This window comes from Rhizobium sp. 01T417 (assembly GCF_056398905.1).
On record NZ_JBFTQH010000028.1, the window covers coordinates 40,168 to 61,185 of the forward strand.

Consider the following 21,018-nt stretch of genomic DNA (forward strand, 5'->3'; position numbering starts at 1 on the left):
AACTGATGACATACGACAGCTCGGCCGGACAGATCGTCATTCTGAACGGCGCCCCGCGCAGTGGAAAATCGTCGATCGCCAACACGATCCAGGAGCACTTCGACGGTCCCTGGATGAACCTCGGCGTCGACACCTACAACGACATGACCCCGGAACGCTATCTGCCGGGCATCGGGCTCCGCCCGGGTGGGGAACGTCCCGACCTCGAGGAGATGGTGCCGTTCTTCTATGCTGCGCTTTACGAGTCGATTGCAATCCATGCCGGCCTCGGGCTCAATGTGGTGGCTGACCTCGGTCATCACGACAGCTACTCTCGGCCGCTCGGTATTCTTTCCGATTGCGCGCGTCGGCTTGAGGGATTGCCGGTGCTTTTCGTCGGCGTCAAATGTCCAATCAAGGTCATCATGAAAAGGCGAAACATTCCTGCGCCCGGACGGCATACGCTGTATGTGCGCGCCGACGAACACGACGCCGTCCCCCATCCGGTCCAGCTCTGGCAGGAGCAGGTGCATATCCCCGGCATCTACGACCTGGAGGTCGATACCTCTGTATTGACGCCTTTCGAATGCGCCGAGGCGATCCGGCAACGCCTGGACCTCGGCATTCCGGAACCCTCCGCGTTCGAGCGCATCGCCGCCATGCGCTAATCCCCAAAACGAATAGGGCGGGTGCCGTGGCACCCGCCCTATTCAAATTCCAGACAGCCCGCTCAGCCTGCCGCCAACGGAGCGCCCCAGCCGCCCCAGACGTAGATGCAGAAGAACAGGAAGAGCCAGACGACGTCAACGAAGTGCCAGTACCAGGCCGCCGCTTCGAAGCCGAAATGCTGCTTCGGCGTGAAGTCGCCGCGGATCGCGCGCAGCAGGCAGACCAGCAGGAAGATCGTTCCGACCAGAACGTGGAAGCCGTGGAAACCGGTCGCCATGAAGAAGGTCGCGCCGTAGATCGAGTTCTTGAAGGCGAACGGAGCGTGCGCGTATTCGTAGGCCTGCACGCTCGAGAATAGGACACCGAGCAGAACGGTCAGCGTCAGGCCCTGGATCAGGCCCCTGCGGTCGTTATGCAGCAGCGCGTGATGCGCCCAGGTGACGGTCGTGCCCGACAGCAGCAGGATGACGGTGTTGTAGATCGGCAGGTGCCAGGGGTCGAGGACTTCGATGCCCTTCGGCGGCCACTGGCCACCGGTGAAGGCAACGCGCGAGGCCTGGATCGCTTCATTCGGGAACAGGCTGGCGTCGAAGTAGGCCCAGAACCAGGCGACGAAGAACATCACTTCGGAAGCGATGAACATGATCATGCCGTAGCGAAGGTGCAGCGAGACGACGCGCGTATGAGCGCCCTCATTCGCTTCCTTCACCGTGTCCGACCACCAGCCGAACATGACGTAGAGGATGAGCGCGAGGCCGATGAAGAACAGCCACGGATGCGCCCATTCGACGCCGAAGAGATGCAGCGAGCCACCGTTGAGGTAGCGCATGAAGCCAACGCCGCCGAAGGTGATGATCAACGCGCCGATCGAAGCCAGCAGCGGCCACGGGCTCGGATCGATGATGTGGTAGTCGTGATGTTTCTGATGCGCATCAGCCATGTAAGCTATCCCCGGATCTCTTCCTCTCCGCTCCGGCATCGCCGGACACGAACCTCAATCAAAGTTTCTTTTCAAGCTTTACCGTTCCACCCTCATTCGAAGCCACCGGCTTCGGACCCTCTTTAGGGTAGAACGTATAGGACAAGGTAACAGTGTGGATATCTTTCGATTCCACGGCCTTGGTAATGTCAGGGTCAATGTAAAATACGACCGGCATTTCAAGCTTTTCGCCCGGCCTCAACACAGTCTCGTTGAAGCAGAAGCACTGCACCTTGTTGAAATAGACGCCAGCTTCGCCGGGGGTGACGTTGAACACCGCCTGGCCGCGCTGTGGCTCGTTCGACTTGTTCACCGCGGTGAAATTCACCTGAACGGTTTCGCCGATGCGCGGGTTGACCTCGCGCTGGACCGGCTTGAACTCCCAGTCGAGACCCGGCGCAATGTTGGCGTCGAAGGTGACGCGCATCTTGCGGTCGAGAATCACGCTGGAGGCCTGCCCGACGCGCTGTGTCGTGCCGTTGTAACCAGTAAGCTGGCAGAACATCCGATAGAGCGGAACAGCCGCATAGCTCGCAGCGCCCATGCCGACGACGAAGGCAAGGCACATGAAAACGACGGCGCCATTGTTGCGCTGTTTCCTCGGCGTGCTCTGCATCTCGCTCATCTTACATGTGCCCCGATGTGAACTTCACGATCGTGACCGCGTAGAAGAGTACGACAAGGCCGGCCAGAACCAGGCCAAGAGCGACGTTGCGATTGCGGCGCGACTTGCGTTGCGCTTCCGTAAGCTTGACGACGTCCATCAGAAAATGCCTCCCGCATGCGAAACGAGCACGGCCGCCAGCCGGTCGAACATCAGGGCGGAGAAAATTGCGAAAAGATACAGGATTGAGTAGCCGAAGAGCTTCTTGGCCGGGATCATCTTCTCATCGCCGTCCGGCATCCGCCAGACGGCGATGGAACAGTAGATGAAGATTGCGCCCAGGACTGCGGCAACCAGGCCGTAGCCGAGGCTCGCAAAGCCTAGGACAGTCGGCAGCACGCCGCACACCGCCGTCAGCACGGCATAGGCAACAATCTGATGCTTGGTGGTGCGCTCACCCGAGACATTGGGCAGCATCGGAACACCGACGGCCTCATAATCCTTCATCTTGAACAGAGCCAGCGCCCAGAAATGGGCTGGCGTCCAGAGGAAGATGATCATGAAGAGCACGAAGCTTTCGATCGTGACGGTACCCGTCACGCAGGCCCAGCCGATCATCGGCGGAAAGGCGCCGGCGGCACCGCCGATAACGATGTTCTGCGGCGTCGAGCGCTTCAGCCACATCGTATAAATCACGGCGTAGAAGAAAATCGTGAAGGCGAGGATCGAGGCTGCGAGCCAATTGACGGCGAGCCCCAGGATAACCACCGAAAAACAGGAAAGCACCAAGCCGAATGCCAGCGCCTCGCGCGGAGCGACACGACCGGCCGGTATCGGACGCTTTGCTGTGCGGGTCATGATCGCATCGATATCGGCGTCGTACCACATGTTGAGCGCGCCTGAAGCGCCTGCGCCAATGGCGATGCACAGGATGGCAATGAGACCGAGAACCGGATTGATGTGCCCCGGTGCCAGAACGAGACCGGCAAATGCCGTGAAGACCACGAGCGACATGACGCGCGGCTTCAGAAGCTCAAAATAATCGCGCGCGCTCGCCTCCGACAGGCGGAACTCGCCGTCGTGTGCAAGAGCTTTGCGATTGCCGATAACTGTCATTCTATTGTCCTGCAAACTTGTAAGCCGACCGCCGCACTGTAACACGCGGCGGTCGCGATTTCTCGCATCTTACTTGATGCGCGGGAGCTGTTCCCACTGGTGATACGGCGGCGGCGAAGACAGCTGCCATTCGAGCGTCGTTGCGCCTTCACCCCACGGATTGTCACCGGCAACGCGCTTCCTGGCGAAGGCTTCGAAGACACCGACGAGGAAGATCAGCACGCCGACGGCCGAGATGTAGGAACCGATCGAGGAAACATAGTTCCAGCCGGCAAACGCATCCGGGTAGTCGATGTAGCGGCGCGGCATGCCCGCGAGGCCAAGGAAGTGCTGCGGGAAGAACACCAGGTTGACGCCGATGAACATGACCCAGAAGTGCAGCGTGCCAATGAACTCGTTGTACATGTAGCCGGTCATCTTCGGGAACCAGTAGTACCAAGCAGCGAAGATGGCGAAGACGGCGCCAAGCGACAGAACGTAGTGGAAGTGAGCCACGACGTAATAGGTGTCATGCAGGGAGCGGTCGAGACCGGCATTGGCGAGCTGGACGCCCGTCACGCCACCGACGGTGAACAGGAAGATGAAGCCGATCGCCCAGACCATCGGCGTGCGGAAGCTGATCGAGCCACCCCACATCGTCGCGATCCAGGAGAAGATCTTCACGCCCGTCGGAACGGCGATGACCATCGTTGCGAACACGAAGTAGCGCTGCGCGTCGAGCGACAGGCCGACCGTATACATGTGGTGCGCCCAGACGACGAAGCCGACGGCACCGATCGCGACCATGGCGTAGGCCATGCCGAGGTAGCCGAAGATCGGCTTGCGCGAGAAGGTCGAGATGATGTGGCTGACGATGCCGAAGCCGGGCAGGATCAGGATGTATACTTCGGGGTGACCGAAGAACCAGAACAGGTGCTGGTAGAGGATAGGGTCGCCACCGCCTTCCGGCACGAAGAAGGACGTACCGAAATTGCGGTCGGTCAGCATCATGGTGATGGCGCCGGCAAGAACCGGGAGCGACAGCAGAAGCAGGAAGGCGGTGATCAGAACCGACCAGGCAAAGAGCGGCATCTTGTGAAGCGTCATGCCCGGAGCGCGCATGTTCAGGATCGTGGTGATGAAGTTAATCGCACCGAGGATCGAGGACGCACCGGCAATGTGGAGCGCGAAGATCGCAAGGTCGACAGCCGGACCCGGCGTGCCGGAGCTCGACAGCGGCGGATACATCGTCCAGCCGCCGCCTGCGCCGTAAGCGCCCGCCGGACCTTCGACGAACATCGACATGACCAGCAGAAGGAAGGCCGGAACGATCAGCCAGAAGGAGATGTTGTTCAAACGCGGGAACGCCATGTCAGGCGCACCGATCATGATCGGCACCATCCAGTTGGCGAAGCCACCGATCATCGCCGGCATGACCATGAAGAAGATCATGATCAGCGCGTGCGCTGTGGTGAACATGTTGAACATCTGCTTGGCGCCGTCGATGGCGGCGTCGCCTTCATAGCCGTAAACCATCGATGCCAGACCGTGGAAGATCTGGATGCCCGGCTCCTGCAGCTCCATGCGCATGGCAACGGAGAGCGCGCCGCCGACGATGCCGGCCATGATCGCGAAGATCAGGTAAAGCGTGCCGATATCCTTGTGGTTCGTCGAAAAGAACCAGCGATTGATGAAGCTCGGCTTGTGCGAGTGATCGTGATGGTCGTCATGGGCGTGTGCGCCATGACCGTGATCATGCGAATGATCGTGTGCGGAAGGTCCAGCCATGTCCCGTTCCCTCTTCCCTTACTGTGCGACGTTTTCGGCAACGTCGACGGTCTTTGCGGGACCATCGGTTGCGGCCATGAGTGTCTTGTACGCCCCAGGCAGATCAGTAGCAGCACCGGCGAGCCACTGCTTGTACTTGTCCTCGGAAACGACGTGGATAGCGATCGGCATGAACGCATGGTCCTTGCCGCAGAGTTCGGAGCACTGGCCGTAGAACAGGCCTTCCCGCTCGGCACGGAACCAGGTTTCGTTCAGGCGACCCGGTACGGCGTCGATCTTGACGCCGAAAGACGGCATTGCAAAAGCGTGAATGACGTCGGTGGGAGCAGCCGTCACGAGAACACGGACGGTCTTGTTGACAGGCAGGACCAGCTCATTGTCCACGGCCAGGAGGCGCGGATAACGCGACTTGTCTTCCTTGCCGGCAGCGGCGCGGTCCTGATCCTTCAGAAGATAGGAGTCGAAAGCGACCGGGGTTTCGCCCGAGCCTTCATATTCATAGTTCCACTGCCACTGGGTGGCCGTCGCCTTGATGGTGACATCCGGATTTTCCGGCAAAGTCAGCTGGGCGGTCAAAAGGTTAAACGAAGGCACCGCGAGGAAAAGAAGCACGAGAACCGGTCCCACGGTCCATGCGACTTCGATCAGCGTATTGTGGCTCGTTTTGGAAGGCACCGGATTGGCACCGGAGCGGAACTTCAGACAGACGACAATAAGAAGGACCAACACGAAAAGCGTGATCGGAACGATAAACCACAGGGTATATTGCTCAAACCAATGAATGTCTCGCATGATCGGCGTGGCTGCCGGCTGCAATGTTGCCTGCCACGGCTGCGGCTGGTCGGCATAACTGCCGGAAGCAAAAAGCAGACAGACCAGCGCGGTCAGAGCTGCAGAAGCCTTCTTAATCACCTTAATATCTCCCTCGAGCGCTGGTCCGTGCAAAATCGCGCACAGAATCCTTGCCATCTCAGCGCTTCAAACCACAGTTTGTCATTGATCGCAACCGCCCAAAGCGTTTGTTCGTGCGGCATTTTCGCATTCAAACAGCTTGATCCAAGCATAAAGAAACATTCCATCTTTTCGCTATCACCGACGAAATAAAGCTTGTGCAGCGCCCGACTACGCCAACATTCTCGGATAAACGTCCCATTTCCGCCGTAGTCCCCGGCTTTTCAGCGGGTGGGGCTTTTCATTTTTGGTGGCGCGCCCCAATTTAGCGGCACTGATTCGAATTGCAGAGGTTTTCATGGGTTTCCGTTCCCTCGCACGGCCGTTCGTGCTGACAGCGTGCATTGCGGCCGCAGCGACTGCTCCCGCTTTCGCCCAGCAGCAGCCCGCGCCGGCACAGCCCGCGCCCCAAGCTCCCGCCACACAGGCAACGCCCGGCCAGACGCAGCCGCAGGCACCCGGCACCGTAAAGTCGAACCACGGCGCATGGTCGGTCGTCTGCGACAAGCCGGCCGGCGCCTCGACCGAGCAGTGCGCCTTGATGCAGAACGTCATAGCCGAGGATCGGCCTGAGGTCGGTCTCTCCGTCGTGGTGCTGAAGACCGCCGACCGCAAGTCAAAAATCCTGCGCGTCCTCGCCCCGCTCGGCGTCCTGCTGCCGAACGGCCTCGGCCTTAACGTCGACGGCAAGGATATCGGCCGCGCCTATTTCGTACGTTGCTTCGCCGATGGCTGCTACGCTGAGGTCGTTCTCGAGGACGAGCTGCTGAAGACCTTCCGCAGCGGCGCGAGCGCCACCTTCATCGTCTTCCAGACGCCGGAAGAGGGGATCGGCATTCCTGTCGACCTCAAGGGTTTCGCTGAAGGCTACGACGCCCTCCCCTGATCGTCTCGCCTTCGGGGCTTGCTCGAACCGTCCACCGAACCTACATCGGCTGATAGCATTCCTGCTTCAGCGGAGCATAAAGATATGAATACGGATCTCCTGACGCTTTTCGATGCCGACGAAGCGAAGATGCGCTCGCTTGTTGCCGAGGCGCTTTCCGGCGCTGATGATGGGGAGCTCTACATCGAACATTCCCAGGCGGAATCGCTGATGTTCGATAACGGACGCCTCAAGGGCGGCAGCTTCAACACCGAGCAAGGCTTCGGCCTGCGCGCAGTTGCCGGCGAAGCGGTCGGCTATGCGCATGCGGGCGACCTCTCCGTCGCGGCCCTGAAGCGCGCCGCCGATTCGGTTGGCGCCGTCACCCGCGGTCATGCGGGCAGCTATGCGGCGGCTCCCCAGCGGACCAACAAGAAGCTCTATTCCGACGAGAACCCGATCGGCACGCCGACCTTCGAAGAGAAGGTCAAGGTGTTACAGGACATCGACGCCTATCTGCGCGGCAAGGACGCCAAGGTGCGCCAGGTGACCGCATCGATCGCCGCCAGCTGGCAGGTTGTCGATATTCTGCGCGCCGATGGTCACCGCGTTCGCGATATCCGGCCGATGACGCGTATCAACATCTCGGTCATTGCAGGCGAAGGCGACCGCCAGGAGAGCGGTTCCTACGGCAGCGGCGGCCGCATCGGTTTTGGCGATTTCATCGCCGAGGACAACTGGCAATACGGCGCCGACGAAGCCTTGCGGCAAGCGCTGGTGAACCTGGAGGCGATCGAGGCGCCCGCCGGCACCATGGACGTCGTGCTTGGTTCCGGCTGGCCGGGTGTCATGTTGCACGAAGCGGTAGGCCACGGTCTCGAAGGGGATTTCAACCGGAAAAAGACGTCGGCCTTTGCCGGTCTCCTCGGCCAGATGGTTGCGGCGCCCGGCGTCACAGTCGTTGACGACGGTACGATCGACAACCGCCGCGGCTCGATCACCATCGATGACGAGGGCACGCCGTCCGGCTACAACGTGCTGATCGAAAACGGCAAGCTGGTCGGGTACATGCAGGACCGACAGAACGCCCGCCTGATGGGCATGACACCGACGGGCAACGGCCGTCGGCAGGGCTATGCCCACGTTCCAATGCCCCGCATGACCAACACCTACATGCTGGGTGGCGACAAGACGCCGGAGGAAATCATTTCCTCCGTCAAGAGGGGCATTTACGCGGTTTCGTTCGGCGGCGGCCAGGTGGATATCACATCGGGCAAGTTCGTGTTCGGCTGCACGGAGGCCTACCTGATCGACAACGGCAAGATTGGCGCCCCGATCAAGGGCGCGATGCTGATCGGCAACGGGCCGGACGCCATGAAGCGTGTTTCAATGGTCGGCAATGACATGAAGCTCGACACCGGGATCGGCAATTGCGGCAAGGCTGGGCAATGGGTTCCGGTTGGTGTCGGCCAGCCGCACCTCAGGATGGATCAGATCACCGTCGGCGGCACGAAAGCCTAGTCTAGAACGAGCAGCGGCGATGAGCGAAATCGAAATCAGACCTTTCGTTGCCTCCGATATCGATGATGTTTTCGCGGTGATCCTGCCGATCCAGCGCGAGGAATTCGGCATCGCGATCACAGCCGACGACCAGCCTGATCTCGCCGCCATTCCTGATTTCTATCAATCCGGAAAAGGTCAGTTCTGGGTGGCGGTGCGCAATGGCCAGATCGTCGGCACGATCGGGCTGAAGGACATCGGCAACAGCCAGACGGCGCTGCGCAAGATGTTTGTTGCTGCCGATGTGCGCGGTCGCGAACATGGAGTCGCAGCCCGTCTTCTTGCCGGGTTGGTTGACCATGCGGAGGCTCAGGGGATCAAAGACATCTTCCTTGGGACCACGGACAAATTCCTCGCCGCCCACCGGTTCTACGAGAAGAATGGATTCGCCGAAGTTTCGAAAAGTGAGCTTCCGCCATCGTTCCCACTGATGGCCGTGGACAGCAAATTCTATCGGCGCAGGATCACTGCAGCCTAGCGCTGCTCTGGCCGGAAGAGCCATTTGCGCTTGATTGCCGCTGAGAGATCCAGATCGTTCCTGTGCGCGAAAAGAAGGATGTGGCCGAGGACATCCGCCGCCTCGTCGGCAAGGTCCAGCCGTAGCTCCTCATCCGACCTGCCCTTTTTGCGCCCTCTCCCGCTGACACGGTTCCAAGCCTGGGTAAGCTCGCCGATTTCCTCCTGAAGCTTCAGCAGAAACCAGTCGGCGTCGCGCTCGATGCCGTTGGCATCGGCGTAGTTCCGCGACGCACGCTCGAACTTTTCGGCGAGATCACTCAGCATCATGTTCTCCTTTTGTTTACAAAGGAGAACCCTGATTCTGTCGGAAAGTCGAGATGGATCAGCCGTGATCGGGCAACAGCATGCAGTCGTAGGAACGCTGCTTCAGCGCGTCGCAGGCAGATGTAGCGGCCTCGCGGCTCTGAAAGCCGATAAAGCGAGCGCGATAGACCTTGTTCGCGCCATTGCCGACAGCCTCGGTATAAGGCGATGCGGCCTTCAGTGCCGCACCACCTTCGGCCTTGGCCTGGGCCAGAAGGGCACGGGCGGCATCGTCGCTCGATGCAGCCGAGATCTGGATCTGCCAGTCGCCGGATGCCGACGGCGCGCCTGCGGACTTGGCGGCGATCTTGCCGGCATTGGCGGGTTCGGCGGCGGCGAACGGGCGCTCCAACGGTACAGTCGTATCGCTCTGAAAGCCGAGCGCCTTCGGCGCGAGATCATTGGTGCGCGGCGCAGTTCCCGGGATCGGCAGATCGGCATCAGCGGCAGCCGAAGCAACTTCGACTGTCTGGCGCGAGTTGGTGCTCGCGACGAGGTTGCCGCCCGCCGAGCGGCCAAGATACTTGTCGAGCAGACCGGCCATTTTGGCGTCGCGGCTGCGGGCAGTGCGGCCACCGAGCACGACGCCGACGACCCGGCGGTCGCCATCCTTGACAGCGCTGACCAGATTGAAGCCAGACGCGTTGGTATAACCCGTCTTGATGCCGTCCATGCCCTGGTAGCGGTACATCAGATTGTTGTGGCCGCGGATCGTGCGCCCACGGAACGTGAAGCTCGCCGTCGAGAACAGGCGGTATTCGCTCGGGAAATTCCGCATCAGCGCCACGGCAAGCGTGGACATGTCCCGCGCCGTAGTGACCTGCCGACCATCCGGAAGGCCGGAGGCATTGTAGAAGGCCGTACGGCGCATGCCGAGCTGCCGCGCCTTCTGCGTCATCATGGCTGCAAAGTTGGCTTCGGAACCGCCGAGCTTCTCGGCCATGGCTGCGGCAGCATCGTTGGCCGACTTGGTGATCATGCCGAGGATTGCTTCTTGAACGGTGATGGAATCGCCCGCGCGAACGCCGAGCTTTGTCGGCGGCCGCGAGGCGGCGTATCTCGACATGACAAGCGGAGTGTTCCAGCTGATCTTGCCGCGCTTGATCGCCTCGAAGGCCATATAAATGGTCATCATCTTCGTCAGCGACGCGGGATGATTCAGCACATCGGCGTTCTCGGCACTGAGCACCTTGCCGGTTCGGGCATCCAGGATCAGGGAGGCGCTGCCTGCCATCGCGGTCAACGGCGCCGCAACGACGAGCGTCGCTGTCATAATCGCGGCCAACAGCTTCTTCATGAAATTTCCCCTCAATGAACGAATAGCCGGCGCCATTCGGATTTGTCCCGTTCCACTACAGCAGTCGCCGATATGGCGCGACTTTGCGGCAACCGGTACCATTTTTGTCAAGTTTTACCTTTCATAGTGAAAATCCCGTAAAGAGGACACTCAAAAATCTTCATTCAGCAACACTTAACCGCAGGCTTGCTAGTTTCGCGGCTCCAGAAACCAGCGAGCAGTTGAGATGGCGGCGAGTATCAAAGGGCTTGCAAAGCAGATTGCGATTGCAGGCGGTCTTGAGACGGCCAACCTCCTGCGCGCAGCAGGCGTGATGCGCGGCGCGCGCGGACTTGGGGCCATCTGCACGCTCCATCATGTCCGTCCACGCGAGGAAACCGCTTTCGCGCCGAACGCGCACCTGGAAATCACGCCGGTATTCCTCGATCTCGTTCTCGATCGCCTGAAGAGCGACGGCTATCGTTTCGTGGCGCTCCACGAGATTCCAGCGCTGCTTTCGCAAACCGGGTCCAGCCAGCCCTTTGCCGCCTTCACGCTCGATGACGGCTACCGCAACAATCTCGTCTACGCCCTGCCCATCTTCGAAAAGTACGATGCGCCTTTCACGGTATTCGTCGCCAAGGGCCTCGCCGAACGCACGCATACGATCTGGTGGGAGACGCTGGCAGCGCTTCTGCGGAGAGAGGAGAGGCTCGGCTTCGATTTCGGTAGTGGCCACGAGATGCTTGACATCACGACGACCGAAGCAAAGGGCCGCGCTTTCGCGCGCATCGCCAGCCATCTTCATCGACATGACGAACGCGCCGCCGTCGCGGCCATCGACCTGATGGCGCGAAAGCACGAGATCGATCCGGACGAAATCGTCGACGATCTCGTCATGACACCGGCGGAATTCAATCTGCTTGAGGCGAGCCCCCTCGCCTCACTCGGCGCCCATACAATCAGCCACCGGGCGATCTCACGCCTCTCCGATCAGGAGGTTCGCGACGAGATGGAGGTGTCCCGCGACTACGTTGCAGCGATCACCGGACACCGGCCGGGCTCCTTCGCCTACCCTTATGGCACGCGCGAGGCCGTAACCCAGAGACAGGCACAGATCGCGCGCGAAGTCGGTTTCGACCTCGCGGTGACGACACAGGCGGGTGTCGTCACGAAGCGCTCGCTCAACAACATGACCTATCTGCCGAGGCTTTCGATCAACGGTCTCTATCAAAAGGTGCGGTACGTGTCCGGCCTTGCCTCCGGTATTCCGTTTCGGTTTGCGCCAAACAGGAGCTGAACGCTTCACGGATACATGCGAACCTTCGTCCAATCGCCTTCCGGCGAAGCCCGGCGAAACTCGATACGATCATGCAGGCGGAACTTCTGGTCCTTCCAGAACTCGATCGACACCGGTCGGATCCGAAAGCCCGACCAATGCGCAGGACGCGGGATCTCGCCGATCGCGTAGCGGGCGGTGTATTCGGCAACAGCTTTCTCAAGCGCGAACCGGCTCTCCAGCGGCCGCGACTGCTTCGACGCCCAGGCGCCAATCCGGCTGCCGCGGGCGCGCGTCTTGAAGTAAGCGTCTGCTTCTTCGTCCGTCACAGCTTCGACAGGCCCGCGCAACCGAACCTGGCGGCGCAGCGTTTTCCAGTGGAAACACATGGCCGCCTTCTTCTGTCCGAGAATTTCCTGGCCTTTCTGGCTCTCGAAATTCGTGTAGAAGACAAAGCCGTCGTGATCGAATCCCTTAAGGAGTACCATGCGGACGTTGGGAAGGCCGTCCTCGTCGACCGTCGCAAGCGCTACCGCATTCGGGTCATTGATCTCGGAAGCTTCTGCCTCTTTCAGCCACTCCGAGAAAAGATCGAAGGGTTCGTTTCGCTCGGTGAAGTCACCGCTTGTTAACTCATTTGCCGACATATTAGCTCAAATGCCCCGGGTTTATTCGAAGTTTGCCCAGCTTTTAGCTACTGGACAGGACGCAGGGTGGAAGTCATAGCAAAGTCAGATCGCCATACAAAGGGTCTGCTGCGTCGCAGCGCGGACCTCTGCGTTGTCGGTACGGCGGTGCTCTCCCTCTCCGCCTGCGTCTCCAGCGGATTGGACCTCTTCAGCAGCTCGAAGGTCGATCGGTCGGTTGCGACTGGCACCGTGCCACAGCCAGCGCCGACGAGCGACTCGATTTCCGACGAAATGACCGTCGGCAACGCCGTGACCTCGGCCGATATCCAAAGGTTGGAGGGACGCCCCCTCCCCTGGGCGAATGCCTCGACCGGCAGCGCCGGCGTCATCGACACGATCGTCGAGAACACGGATTCCGGCCAGGTTTGCCGCCAGTTCCGCACGACGCGGCACTCCTATGTCGGCATCGCGAAATTTTACGGCAAGACCTGCCTGGTCGGCGGCGGCAACTGGCAACTGATGAGTTTCCAGCCGGAAAGCTGAGTGCCGCGCGTTGCGTGCTTAACGCGCGCGGTTCCGTCCTCTCATGATGTTTAGCAAAAGGCTAACCATTCGGCGCAAAAGCGAGTTGTCCGCCACGCGGGCTAAGAACTGATTAGCAACTTCTACTCACAATCCGCCTGACGTGCGCACGGCTGCTTCCCTGGGGATGAGGCCGAGCGCCAAGTCAGAGGCTTCGGGGTGCTAGGGCAAGGGACAGGCACACCGCATCGGAACACCGGCGGTTTGGGGACATGCGCGATCCTTATAAGATTTTGGGCGTCAAGCGGGACGCGGGGCAGGACGAGATCAAGGCAGCCTGGCGCCACATGGCCAAGGCGGTTCACCCGGACCACAATCAGGGTGATCCGACGGCGAGCGCCCGCTTTGCCGAGATTGGCCGCGCCTATGAGACGTTGAAGGATCCGAAGAAGCGGAGCCTCTTCGACAATGCCGCGCGCATGGCGGAAGCCAAAGCCAATGAGAACACGATCATGCAACAGCGCCAGGCGGCTCGCGAAGCTGCCATGCGTGCCAAGGCAGCGCAAGCCAATGCCGAGCGCGTGATGGAAGAACTCGCGCGCGCCGCCGCCCAGAAGACCGCGGCCGATGCCGCCAACCAGCAGAAGACGGGTGCTGCCGAACCGGCAGAAGAAATGATCGAACGTATCTTCGGCACGCAGGCACGCGCCGCAGCCGGTGGTGGTCGCGACCAGGGTTTTAGCGCTGGCGCCGCGAGGCGGCCGGAACCGGAGGCCGCGATCGCAGACAAACAGCCGGAGGCCGGCAAGGCCGAGGCTGAGCAGCAGGCTGCCGAGGACGCGGCCGCTCAGGCCTCTGCGATCATGCAGCCACTCAGCTTGCTGACTTCCCTGGTGCGTCGCTTCACCGGCAGCGGGACGCAGCAGGCACCTGAAAAGGTGCCCGACCAGTTCGCAACGAAGACCGTGAGCATCGACGATCTCATCAAGGGCAGCTGGCTGACGGTCGATCTCGGCGAAGGCCGGGAGGCCGGATTTGCGCTGGCCGCCGGTACGGCGGAAGGCCACCAGGTACGTCTCAAGGGCCAAGGCCACAAGCTGACCGGCATGCAGCGGGGCGATGCGGTCATCAATATCCACATTGCGCCCGATGAGCGGTTTACCGTCAGTGGCTTCGACCTGCACACCGTGCTGCCGGTGACGATCGAAAATGCCGTGCTCGGAACCGATGCGCGCATCGAGGGCCCTCGCGGGCCGATCAACGTCACGGTTCCCGCCTGGTCTGGCTCCGACAAGACGATCCGAATTTCCGGTCAGGGACTTGCGAACGCAGATGGCGGCAAGGGAGATCTCGTCGTCGAACTGCGCATTATGTTGTGGGAAAAACCTGACGACAAAGTCACCGATCTGATGCGAAGCATGAAGAACGGGCTGTTTCTGTGAAATTTAGGTGACAAGCGCACCCTTTGTTACGATCCCTAACAGTTGATGATTGCTACTAATCTTGAACCGATTAGCAGCCTATGCCATAGGCAGGACCTATCAGAATTTCTTAGGGGGCAAAATATGGCTCAGGCAACAGGCCTCATGTCAGGCAAGCGCGGCGTCATCATGGGCGTTGCCAACAATCGCTCGATTGCGTGGGGTATTGCCAAGGCTATTCATGCACAGGGCGGCGAAATCGCATTTACCTACCAGGGTGATGCACTGAAGAAGCGCGTCGAGCCCCTGGTTGCAGAGGTAAACGGCGTTCTTGCCGGACATTGCGATGTCAGCGACGAGTCGACCATCGATGCCGTCTTCGACCACGTCGAAAAGCTGTGGGGCAAGATCGACTTCATCGTTCACGCGATCGGCTTTTCGGACAAGGACGAGTTGACCGGCCGCTATGTCGATACCTCGGCCGACAACTTCGCCAAGACCATGCAGATCTCCGTCTATTCCTTCACCTCGGTGGCGCGTCGCGCCGAGAGGCTGATGACGGATGGCGGCTCCATGCTGACTCTGACCTATTACGGCGCCGAGAAGGTCATGCCGAACTACAACGTAATGGGCGTTGCCAAGGCGGCGCTGGAAGCCAGCGTGAAGTACCTGGCGGTCGACCTCGGACCGAAGAACATTCGCGTCAACGCCGTCTCCGCCGGCCCGATCAAGACGCTTGCAGCTTCCGGCATCGGCGACTTCCGCTACATTCTGAAGTGGAACGAATACAATGCGCCGCTGCGTCGGACGGTGACGATCGAAGAGGTCGGCGATGTCGGCCTATATCTGCTTTCGGATCTTTCTCGCTCGGTCACCGGCGAAGTCCACCATGCCGACAGCGGCTATCACGTCGTCGGCATGAAGGCGGTAGACGCACCGGACATTTCCGTCATAAAGGACTGATCGCACTCCTTTGCTGCGTCATGCTCGCGACCCCTTCTTCGCGACAGCGATTGAGGGGTTGCGTGCCGTAAACGGAGCCGATCATTGCTTATCTACGTCGTCAGACACGGCCAGACAGACTGGAACGCCGAACGCCGCCTGCAAGGGCAGAAGGACATCCCGCTCAATGCCATCGGCAGAGCGCAGGCGTGGCAGAATGGTATCGACCTCGCAGAAATCCTGAAAGTCGAGGCAATCCCCTTTGACTTCGTCGCGAGCCCGCTCGCGCGAACCCGCGCCACGATGGAGATCATGCGCGAGGCGATGGGTCTTCCGTCGAAAGATTATCGAACCGACGAGCGCCTAGTGGAGGTTTCCTTCGGCGCTTGGGAAGGTTTCACGATCAAGGAATTGAAGGCAACGGCCCGGGACCGCATCACCGAGCGTAATCTCAACAAATGGGATTTCATTCCGCCAGGAGACGACGCGGAGAGCTACGAAATCATGTCCTGGCGCGTGGCGTCCTGGTTGAATTCCGTCGACAAGCCTACGGTTTGCGTAACTCATGGCGGCGTCATACGCAGTCTTTTCAGGACCATTGCGGCCTTACCGAAGGACGAAGCGGCAGAGGGCGAGATTCCGCAGGACCGGATCCTTAAGATTGATCGGGACAACGGGTCGATCGGCTGGATCTAGTTCCGATTACTGAACGACATCGAGATCGTTGATGACGCGCTTGCCGTCGACCTCGGTATAGAAGACGATAACCTTGACGCCCGCCTTCAGCCCCTCGAAATTGAACTCTTCCGGCGCTTGGTAGGTTTTTCCGTCATCCAGAGTGAGGCTGAGATTGGTCATATCGACCTTCTTGATCGTCGCCTCGACGTCCGCGCTTTCAGCAAATCCGCCGATCGGCGACAAGAAACTCGCTGTGGCCAAAAGCGTAGCTACTACGAAGCGCATGGCGGACTTCCCTCGAAAACGCGACTCGATAACCCAACTGCGCACAGATAACCCCCCGAATATGGCGAAATTTGCCCGGAAGAATGATCTTCCGCGTCCAATTAATGAATAGTAGTTTAACAATAACCGCATGCATTCGTTAATTATTTTCCCCGTATGTCCGCCTTTCTGGCAAAGAGGATTTCCGGGAAATCGTAAATTAACCGCCCCTATCTAAAGTCTCCCTCGAACATGGGAGACTGGGTTTTGCTATTCCGCCACAAAGACAGCAACACGTTGCGGCGCGTCTTCAGGAATACACGCCTTGCCCTCCTAGTCTCCGGCCTCGTTGCTATTGTCGTCGTCATCGTCGGCTTTGGGCTCGACCGCGCCAATACTGCCGCTCATCTGCGCGAACTGACGATCCGGACGGAAAACGAGGTGAGTCTGATTCGTGCGCGCATCAGCGCGCAGACCAACATGGACATTACCGTCGTACGCGACTTGGCCAACATGGTTGCGGTCAATTCCAGCGTAAATGCCGAGGAGATGGAGCGGCAGATCAACTGGCTGCTCATCCAGAATCCCCACTTCCTGGATATCGCCATCGCGCCGAACTTTATCGTCGCCAATGTCTTTCCCTCGCAAGCGGGTAAAGGTCGCATCGGCAAGGATGTCCGCGAGGTCCTCCTCGCCCGTCAAGCGGTGACGCGCGCCAGCGCCGAGCAGGCGCGTTTCTATGGACCGATCGCCGCCAGCGACGGCAAGGAAGCTTTCGGAATCTTCTTTCCCGTCTTCGTGAAGGAAAATGGGAAACGCCGTATCTGGGGCGCAGTCGAGGTTATGATCGACGCGAACATGTTCTATCAGAACACCGGATTGAAGCCCGCGCACAACAGTGAGAATCAGGAGAAATATCCGCACCTCGACCATCTCTCGATTGCGGTTCGCGACCTCGCTCTTGCGGACTCGGCCCTACCCTTTTTCGGCTCACCGGATTTGCGTGACAAGCGGCCGATGACGCGAAAGATCGCCTTTGCCGGCGGGCGCTGGGAAATTGCCGCGGCTCCGAAGACCGGTTGGAACGCGATTCCGGAAAACCAGTCGACGCTTCGGCTGATTATCGCTGCCGCAGGCTGCATCACCATCGTCCCAGTCTTCTTCGCGACCTTGCTGCTCGGCGAGCGAAACCGCAACATCGTCCAACTCAAGGTGCGCGAAGCTACGCTGCTCAAGCTGTCGCAGCGCCTCAATCTGGCATTGGAGTCGTCGAACATCGGCATATGGGAGCTGCATGACCACGGCGAAACGCTCTTCTGGGATGCCCGGGCCGCAGCGCTCCACGGGAAGCCGGCAGCAGATGGCAGTCACTCGCTGGAAGACTGGCTTGCCGCGATCGTTGCCGAAGACCGGCACCTTGCGGAGGTCCATTTCTTCAACTACCACGTCGCCGGTTCAGCCTACGAGACACAATACCGCGTCATCGCCGAGGACGGCAGCGTCCGACACCTGCGGTCGATCGGCTCCTTCTATACGGACGCGGCCGGCGACGACAAAACGGTCGGGATCGTCTGGGACGTCACCACCGACGCGGAAGCGGCCGAAACCCTGCGTAAGGCAAAGGATGTCAGCGACGTCAAGAATGCCGAACTGGAGATGGCGCTGGACGAACTGTCGCGGCGCGAGGCTGAACTCGCCGAACTCTCAGGTAAGCTGGACCTGGCCCTCGACACCTATCAGTGCGGGATATGGGAGGCGACGCTCGGTGATGAAGGCTCGATCTGGGACGACCGGATGCACGAGCTCTATGGCCTGAAGCCAAGGGTCGGCTTCATGACCGAACCGGTCTGGCTTTCTTGCATTCTGCCGGAGGACCAGGCACTGGCTCGCGAAAGCGCGCGTCATTTCAAGCACCTTGGTGACACTCATACGCTGATCTGTCGGGTTCCCGTCGAGGACGGCGCGATGCGTTACGTCCGCTCCACTGGCAAGGTGCATAAGACCTCAGGCGGCAAACTGAAGATTATCGGCGTTGCCTTCGACATCACCGAGGATGCGCTGATGACGGTGCAGCTCAAGGCCGCCAAGGACGAGGCGATCGCCAAGAACATCGAACTCGAGATCGCCAAGAACCGCATCGAGCACAATTCGCTGCACGACCCGCTGACGGCGCTTGCCAACCGCCGCAAGCTTGATATCGCGCTTGAAAGGCTGACCCTCGACGGGCGGAGCGAGCGGCAGAAATTCGCCATCCTCCACATCGACCTCGACAGGTTCAAGGAGATCAACGACACGCTTGGCCATGCCGCAGGCGACGCAATGCTGATCCATGCATCGCGGGTACTGTCGAGGAACCTACGCCAAGACGACCTCGTGGCGCGCATCGGCGGCGATGAGTTCGTGATCCTGGCGCACAACGCCAGCGATACGGATATGTCTGCCCTTGCAGGCCGGATCATCGAGCAGATGCGCCAGCCGATCGACTTCGAGGGCTTTGCCTGCCGCTGCGGCGTCTCCATCGGCATCGCGCTCGCCAATGGCGTGCACGTCGATGCACGCAAGGTGCTGATCAATGCCGACATCGCCCTTTACCGCGCCAAGAGCCAGGGCCGGAACCGCTACGAGTTCTTCAATCACAATCTCCAGGCCGACATCATCAACAACAAGCGCCTGGCCGACGAGATCCTTGCCGGCATCGAGAACGGCGAGTTTATCGCCTGGTATCAGCCGCAGTTCTCGGCGCGCACGATGCAACTCACCGGCGTCGAAGCCCTGGTTCGCTGGCAGCATCCTTCCCGGGGATTGTTGACGCCGGACAAGTTCCTGAAGGTCGCCGACGAGATCAACGTCGTCCAGACGCTCGACCGCATCGTGCTCGACACCGCGCTGAAGGACAAGATGCGTTGGGCGGCACGGGGTGTGACCATTCCGAAGATTTCGGTCAACGTTTCAGCGCGACGGCTGCATGACGAAATGCTCGCAGAATCGCTGAGTGGCCTGCAGATCCGCCCCGGCGAACTCTCCTTTGAACTGGTCGAGTCGATCTTCCTCGACGAAAGCGAGGATGTAGCCGCGCATAACCTCGAGCGGATCAAGACGCTCGGGGTCGACATCGAAATCGACGATTTCGGAACGGGTCACACGTCGATTGTCAGCCTCCTCAAGCTGAAGCCGAAGCGGCTGAAGATCGACCGGCAGCTGGTTCAGCCGATCATGAATTCGCCGCAGGAGCGCGCGCTGGTCAGCTCGATCATCGACATCGCCCGCTCGCTCGGCGTCGAAACGGTGGCCGAGGGCGTCGAAACGGCAGCACATGCCACCCTCCTTGACGAACTCGGCTGTGACCTCCTGCAGGGCTATGCCTTCTCCCGCCCGCTGTCCTTCGAGGATTTCACGGAGATGGCGATCGAAAGCTCCTGGCGCATCGCCTCCTGAGGCCATCGTTCACAATCCGCGGAAACACCATTTCCTTTCGTTGGAGATTTGGAGCAAAGAAAGGCTTTTGCGGCCGCGTTTTTTTGGCCTATGAGTGTCGCGCATTTTCAGATGAAGGACGCCGCCGGTGACGATCGGTTGGCGTGATCCGGTCGGGACACATGTCGCACAATACATTCGGTCATCTCTTCCGCGTAACCACCTGGGGCGAAAGCCACGGCCCGGCGCTCGGCTGCGTCGTTGACGGCTGCCCCCCCGGTCTGCGCTTCAAGCTCGAGGATATTCAGGTCTGGCTCGACAAGCGAAAGCCCGGCCAGTCGCGCTTTGTAACGCAGCGTCGCGAGGCCGATCTGGTCAAGATTCTGTCCGGGGTCATGCTGGACGCCGACGGCGAGACGATGATTTCGACCGGTACGCCGATCTCGATGATGATCGAGAACACCGACCAGCGCTCCAAGGATTACGGTGAGATCTCACGGCAATATCGGCCCGGCCATGCCGACTACACCTACGATGTGAAATACGGCATCCGCGACTATCGCGGCGGCGGCCGTTCCTCGGCCCGCGAAACGGCGGCGCGCGTGGCGGCTGGCGGCATTGCCCGTCTTGTTGTGCCTGACGTCAAGGTGCGCGGCGCCTTGGTGCAGATCGGCAAGCACAAGATCAACCGCCAGAACTGGGATTGGGACCAGGTCGACCAGAATCCGTTCTTTGCACCTGATGCCGCGATCGTTCCCGTCTGGGAAGAATATCTCGACGGTATCCGCAAGAACGGCTCCTCGATCGGCGCCGTCGTCGAAGTCGTGGCCGAAGGCGTGCCGGCGGGCCTCGGCGCCCCCATCTATGGCAAGCTTGACCAGGACATCGCCTCGCTGCTGATGTCGATCAATGCCGTCAAGGGTGTCGAGATTGGCAACGGCTTCGAAGCCGCCGAGATTACCGGCGAGGAAAACGCCGACGAGATGCGCATGGGCAATGACGGCAAGCCCTTGTTCCTGTCGAACAAGGCGGGCGGCATCCTCGGCGGCATTTCGACTGGCCAGCCGGTTATCGCGCGCTTCGCCATCAAGCCAACCTCGTCGATCCTGACCGAGCGCCAGTCGATCGATGCCGACGGCAACAATGTTAATATCCGCACCAAGGGACGGCATGATCCGTGCGTCGGCATCCGCGCCGTGCCGATCGGCGAGGCGATGGTCGCCTGCGCCATCGCCGACCATTACCTCCGTGACCGCGGCCAGACCGGCCGACTGAAATAGG

21 protein-coding genes are annotated in these 21,018 nt (G+C 60.3%); 11 read left to right on the top strand and 10 right to left on the bottom strand.

Going from position 1 to position 21,018, the window contains the following annotated elements; all coding sequences use genetic code 11:
- Positions 1–5 precede the first annotated feature (5 nt).
- A complete protein-coding gene (locus AC1DPR_RS23145; RefSeq protein ID WP_018858998.1) occupies positions 6–647 on the top strand; it encodes a chloramphenicol phosphotransferase CPT family protein in 642 nt (213 codons plus the stop codon).
- Between the two features lie 62 nt (positions 648–709).
- Here AC1DPR_RS23145 and AC1DPR_RS23150 read toward each other — a convergent pair whose 3' ends face one another.
- The 6 genes from AC1DPR_RS23150 to coxB all read right to left on the bottom strand — a co-directional run bounded on the left by AC1DPR_RS23150 (position 710) and on the right by coxB (position 6,026).
- The gene (locus AC1DPR_RS23150) at positions 710–1,588 is read right to left on the bottom strand and encodes a cytochrome c oxidase subunit 3 (protein ID WP_018858997.1); all 879 of its coding nucleotides are present in this window, start codon (positions 1,586–1,588) and stop codon (positions 710–712) included.
- A 58-nt stretch (positions 1,589–1,646) separates the two neighbouring features.
- Entirely contained in the window at positions 1,647–2,252 is a 606-nt protein-coding gene (locus tag AC1DPR_RS23155) for a cytochrome c oxidase assembly protein (RefSeq protein ID WP_113471798.1), read from the bottom strand.
- 1 nt (position 2,253) lies between these two features.
- A complete protein-coding gene (locus tag AC1DPR_RS23160) occupies positions 2,254–2,391 on the bottom strand; it encodes a hypothetical protein (RefSeq protein WP_018858995.1) in 138 nt (45 codons plus the stop codon).
- Positions 2,391–3,347, bottom strand: coding sequence for a heme o synthase (locus AC1DPR_RS23165; protein ID WP_018858994.1), 957 nt, complete (start codon positions 3,345–3,347; stop codon positions 2,391–2,393). The genes AC1DPR_RS23160 and AC1DPR_RS23165 overlap by 1 nt, the downstream gene beginning before the upstream one ends.
- A 69-nt stretch (positions 3,348–3,416) precedes the next feature.
- Entirely contained in the window at positions 3,417–5,114 is a 1,698-nt protein-coding gene (gene ctaD, locus AC1DPR_RS23170; RefSeq protein WP_018858993.1) for a cytochrome c oxidase subunit I, read from the bottom strand.
- A gap of 18 nt (positions 5,115–5,132) precedes the next feature.
- Positions 5,133–6,026 (bottom strand): cytochrome c oxidase subunit II, encoded by an 894-nt coding sequence (gene coxB / locus AC1DPR_RS23175; protein ID WP_025661096.1) that lies wholly within the window; start codon positions 6,024–6,026, stop codon positions 5,133–5,135.
- A gap of 337 nt (positions 6,027–6,363) precedes the next feature.
- Between coxB and AC1DPR_RS23180 the strand changes: the two genes are divergently transcribed.
- The 3 genes from AC1DPR_RS23180 to AC1DPR_RS23190 all read left to right on the top strand — a co-directional run bounded on the left by AC1DPR_RS23180 (position 6,364) and on the right by AC1DPR_RS23190 (position 8,968).
- Complete coding sequence (locus AC1DPR_RS23180; protein WP_007793136.1) at positions 6,364–6,951, top strand: invasion associated locus B family protein; 588 nt, start codon at positions 6,364–6,366, stop codon at positions 6,949–6,951.
- 84 nt (positions 6,952–7,035) lie between these two features.
- Positions 7,036–8,451, top strand: a complete 1,416-nt coding sequence (gene tldD, locus AC1DPR_RS23185) for a metalloprotease TldD (RefSeq protein WP_113471799.1) — start codon at positions 7,036–7,038, stop codon at positions 8,449–8,451.
- Positions 8,452–8,470: 19 nt separating this feature from the next.
- Entirely contained in the window at positions 8,471–8,968 is a 498-nt protein-coding gene (locus AC1DPR_RS23190) for a GNAT family N-acetyltransferase (protein ID WP_018858990.1), read from the top strand.
- On the opposite strand, the gene AC1DPR_RS23195 is transcribed toward AC1DPR_RS23190, so the two are convergent.
- Positions 8,965–9,273: a nucleoside triphosphate pyrophosphohydrolase family protein gene (locus AC1DPR_RS23195; RefSeq protein ID WP_018858989.1), complete on the bottom strand. Its 309-nt coding sequence runs from the start codon at positions 9,271–9,273 to the stop codon at positions 8,965–8,967. The genes AC1DPR_RS23190 and AC1DPR_RS23195 overlap by 4 nt on opposite strands.
- 58 nt (positions 9,274–9,331) lie before the next feature.
- Positions 9,332–10,609, bottom strand: coding sequence for a D-alanyl-D-alanine carboxypeptidase family protein (locus AC1DPR_RS23200; RefSeq protein WP_113471800.1), 1,278 nt, complete (start codon positions 10,607–10,609; stop codon positions 9,332–9,334).
- Between the two features lie 226 nt (positions 10,610–10,835).
- Between AC1DPR_RS23200 and AC1DPR_RS23205 the strand changes: the two genes are divergently transcribed.
- On the top strand, positions 10,836–11,888 hold the full coding sequence (locus AC1DPR_RS23205; protein ID WP_112642984.1) for a polysaccharide deacetylase family protein: 1,053 nt from the start codon (positions 10,836–10,838) through the stop codon (positions 11,886–11,888).
- A 5-nt stretch (positions 11,889–11,893) separates the two neighbouring features.
- Here AC1DPR_RS23205 and pdxH read toward each other — a convergent pair whose 3' ends face one another.
- The gene (pdxH, locus tag AC1DPR_RS23210; protein ID WP_113471801.1) at positions 11,894–12,514 is read right to left on the bottom strand and encodes a pyridoxamine 5'-phosphate oxidase; all 621 of its coding nucleotides are present in this window, start codon (positions 12,512–12,514) and stop codon (positions 11,894–11,896) included.
- 66 nt (positions 12,515–12,580) lie between these two features.
- Here pdxH and AC1DPR_RS23215 point away from each other — a divergent pair, with 66 nt between their 5' ends.
- From AC1DPR_RS23215 to AC1DPR_RS23230, 4 genes are all read left to right on the top strand, one after another.
- Positions 12,581–13,039: an RT0821/Lpp0805 family surface protein gene (locus tag AC1DPR_RS23215; protein WP_018858985.1), complete on the top strand. Its 459-nt coding sequence runs from the start codon at positions 12,581–12,583 to the stop codon at positions 13,037–13,039.
- 251 nt (positions 13,040–13,290) lie between these two features.
- Positions 13,291–14,460 (top strand): J domain-containing protein, encoded by a 1,170-nt coding sequence (locus AC1DPR_RS23220; RefSeq protein WP_113471802.1) that lies wholly within the window; start codon positions 13,291–13,293, stop codon positions 14,458–14,460.
- 123 nt (positions 14,461–14,583) lie between these two features.
- Positions 14,584–15,402, top strand: a complete 819-nt coding sequence (fabI, locus tag AC1DPR_RS23225; protein ID WP_025661091.1) for an enoyl-ACP reductase FabI — start codon at positions 14,584–14,586, stop codon at positions 15,400–15,402.
- Between the two features lie 84 nt (positions 15,403–15,486).
- Positions 15,487–16,077 carry a histidine phosphatase family protein gene (locus AC1DPR_RS23230; RefSeq protein ID WP_018858982.1) on the top strand — a complete coding sequence of 197 codons (591 nt, stop codon included), beginning with the start codon at positions 15,487–15,489 and terminating at the stop codon, positions 16,075–16,077.
- 6 nt (positions 16,078–16,083) lie between these two features.
- On the opposite strand, the gene AC1DPR_RS23235 is transcribed toward AC1DPR_RS23230, so the two are convergent.
- On the bottom strand, positions 16,084–16,344 hold the full coding sequence (locus AC1DPR_RS23235) for a DUF1344 domain-containing protein (protein WP_018858981.1): 261 nt from the start codon (positions 16,342–16,344) through the stop codon (positions 16,084–16,086).
- 246 nt (positions 16,345–16,590) lie between these two features.
- On the opposite strand from AC1DPR_RS23235, the gene AC1DPR_RS23240 reads away from it, so the two are divergent.
- Positions 16,591–19,758 (top strand): EAL domain-containing protein, encoded by a 3,168-nt coding sequence (locus tag AC1DPR_RS23240; RefSeq protein ID WP_113471803.1) that lies wholly within the window; start codon positions 16,591–16,593, stop codon positions 19,756–19,758.
- A gap of 161 nt (positions 19,759–19,919) precedes the next feature.
- The gene (gene aroC / locus AC1DPR_RS23245; RefSeq protein WP_113471804.1) at positions 19,920–21,017 is read left to right on the top strand and encodes a chorismate synthase; all 1,098 of its coding nucleotides are present in this window, start codon (positions 19,920–19,922) and stop codon (positions 21,015–21,017) included.
- Position 21,018 lies beyond the last annotated feature (1 nt).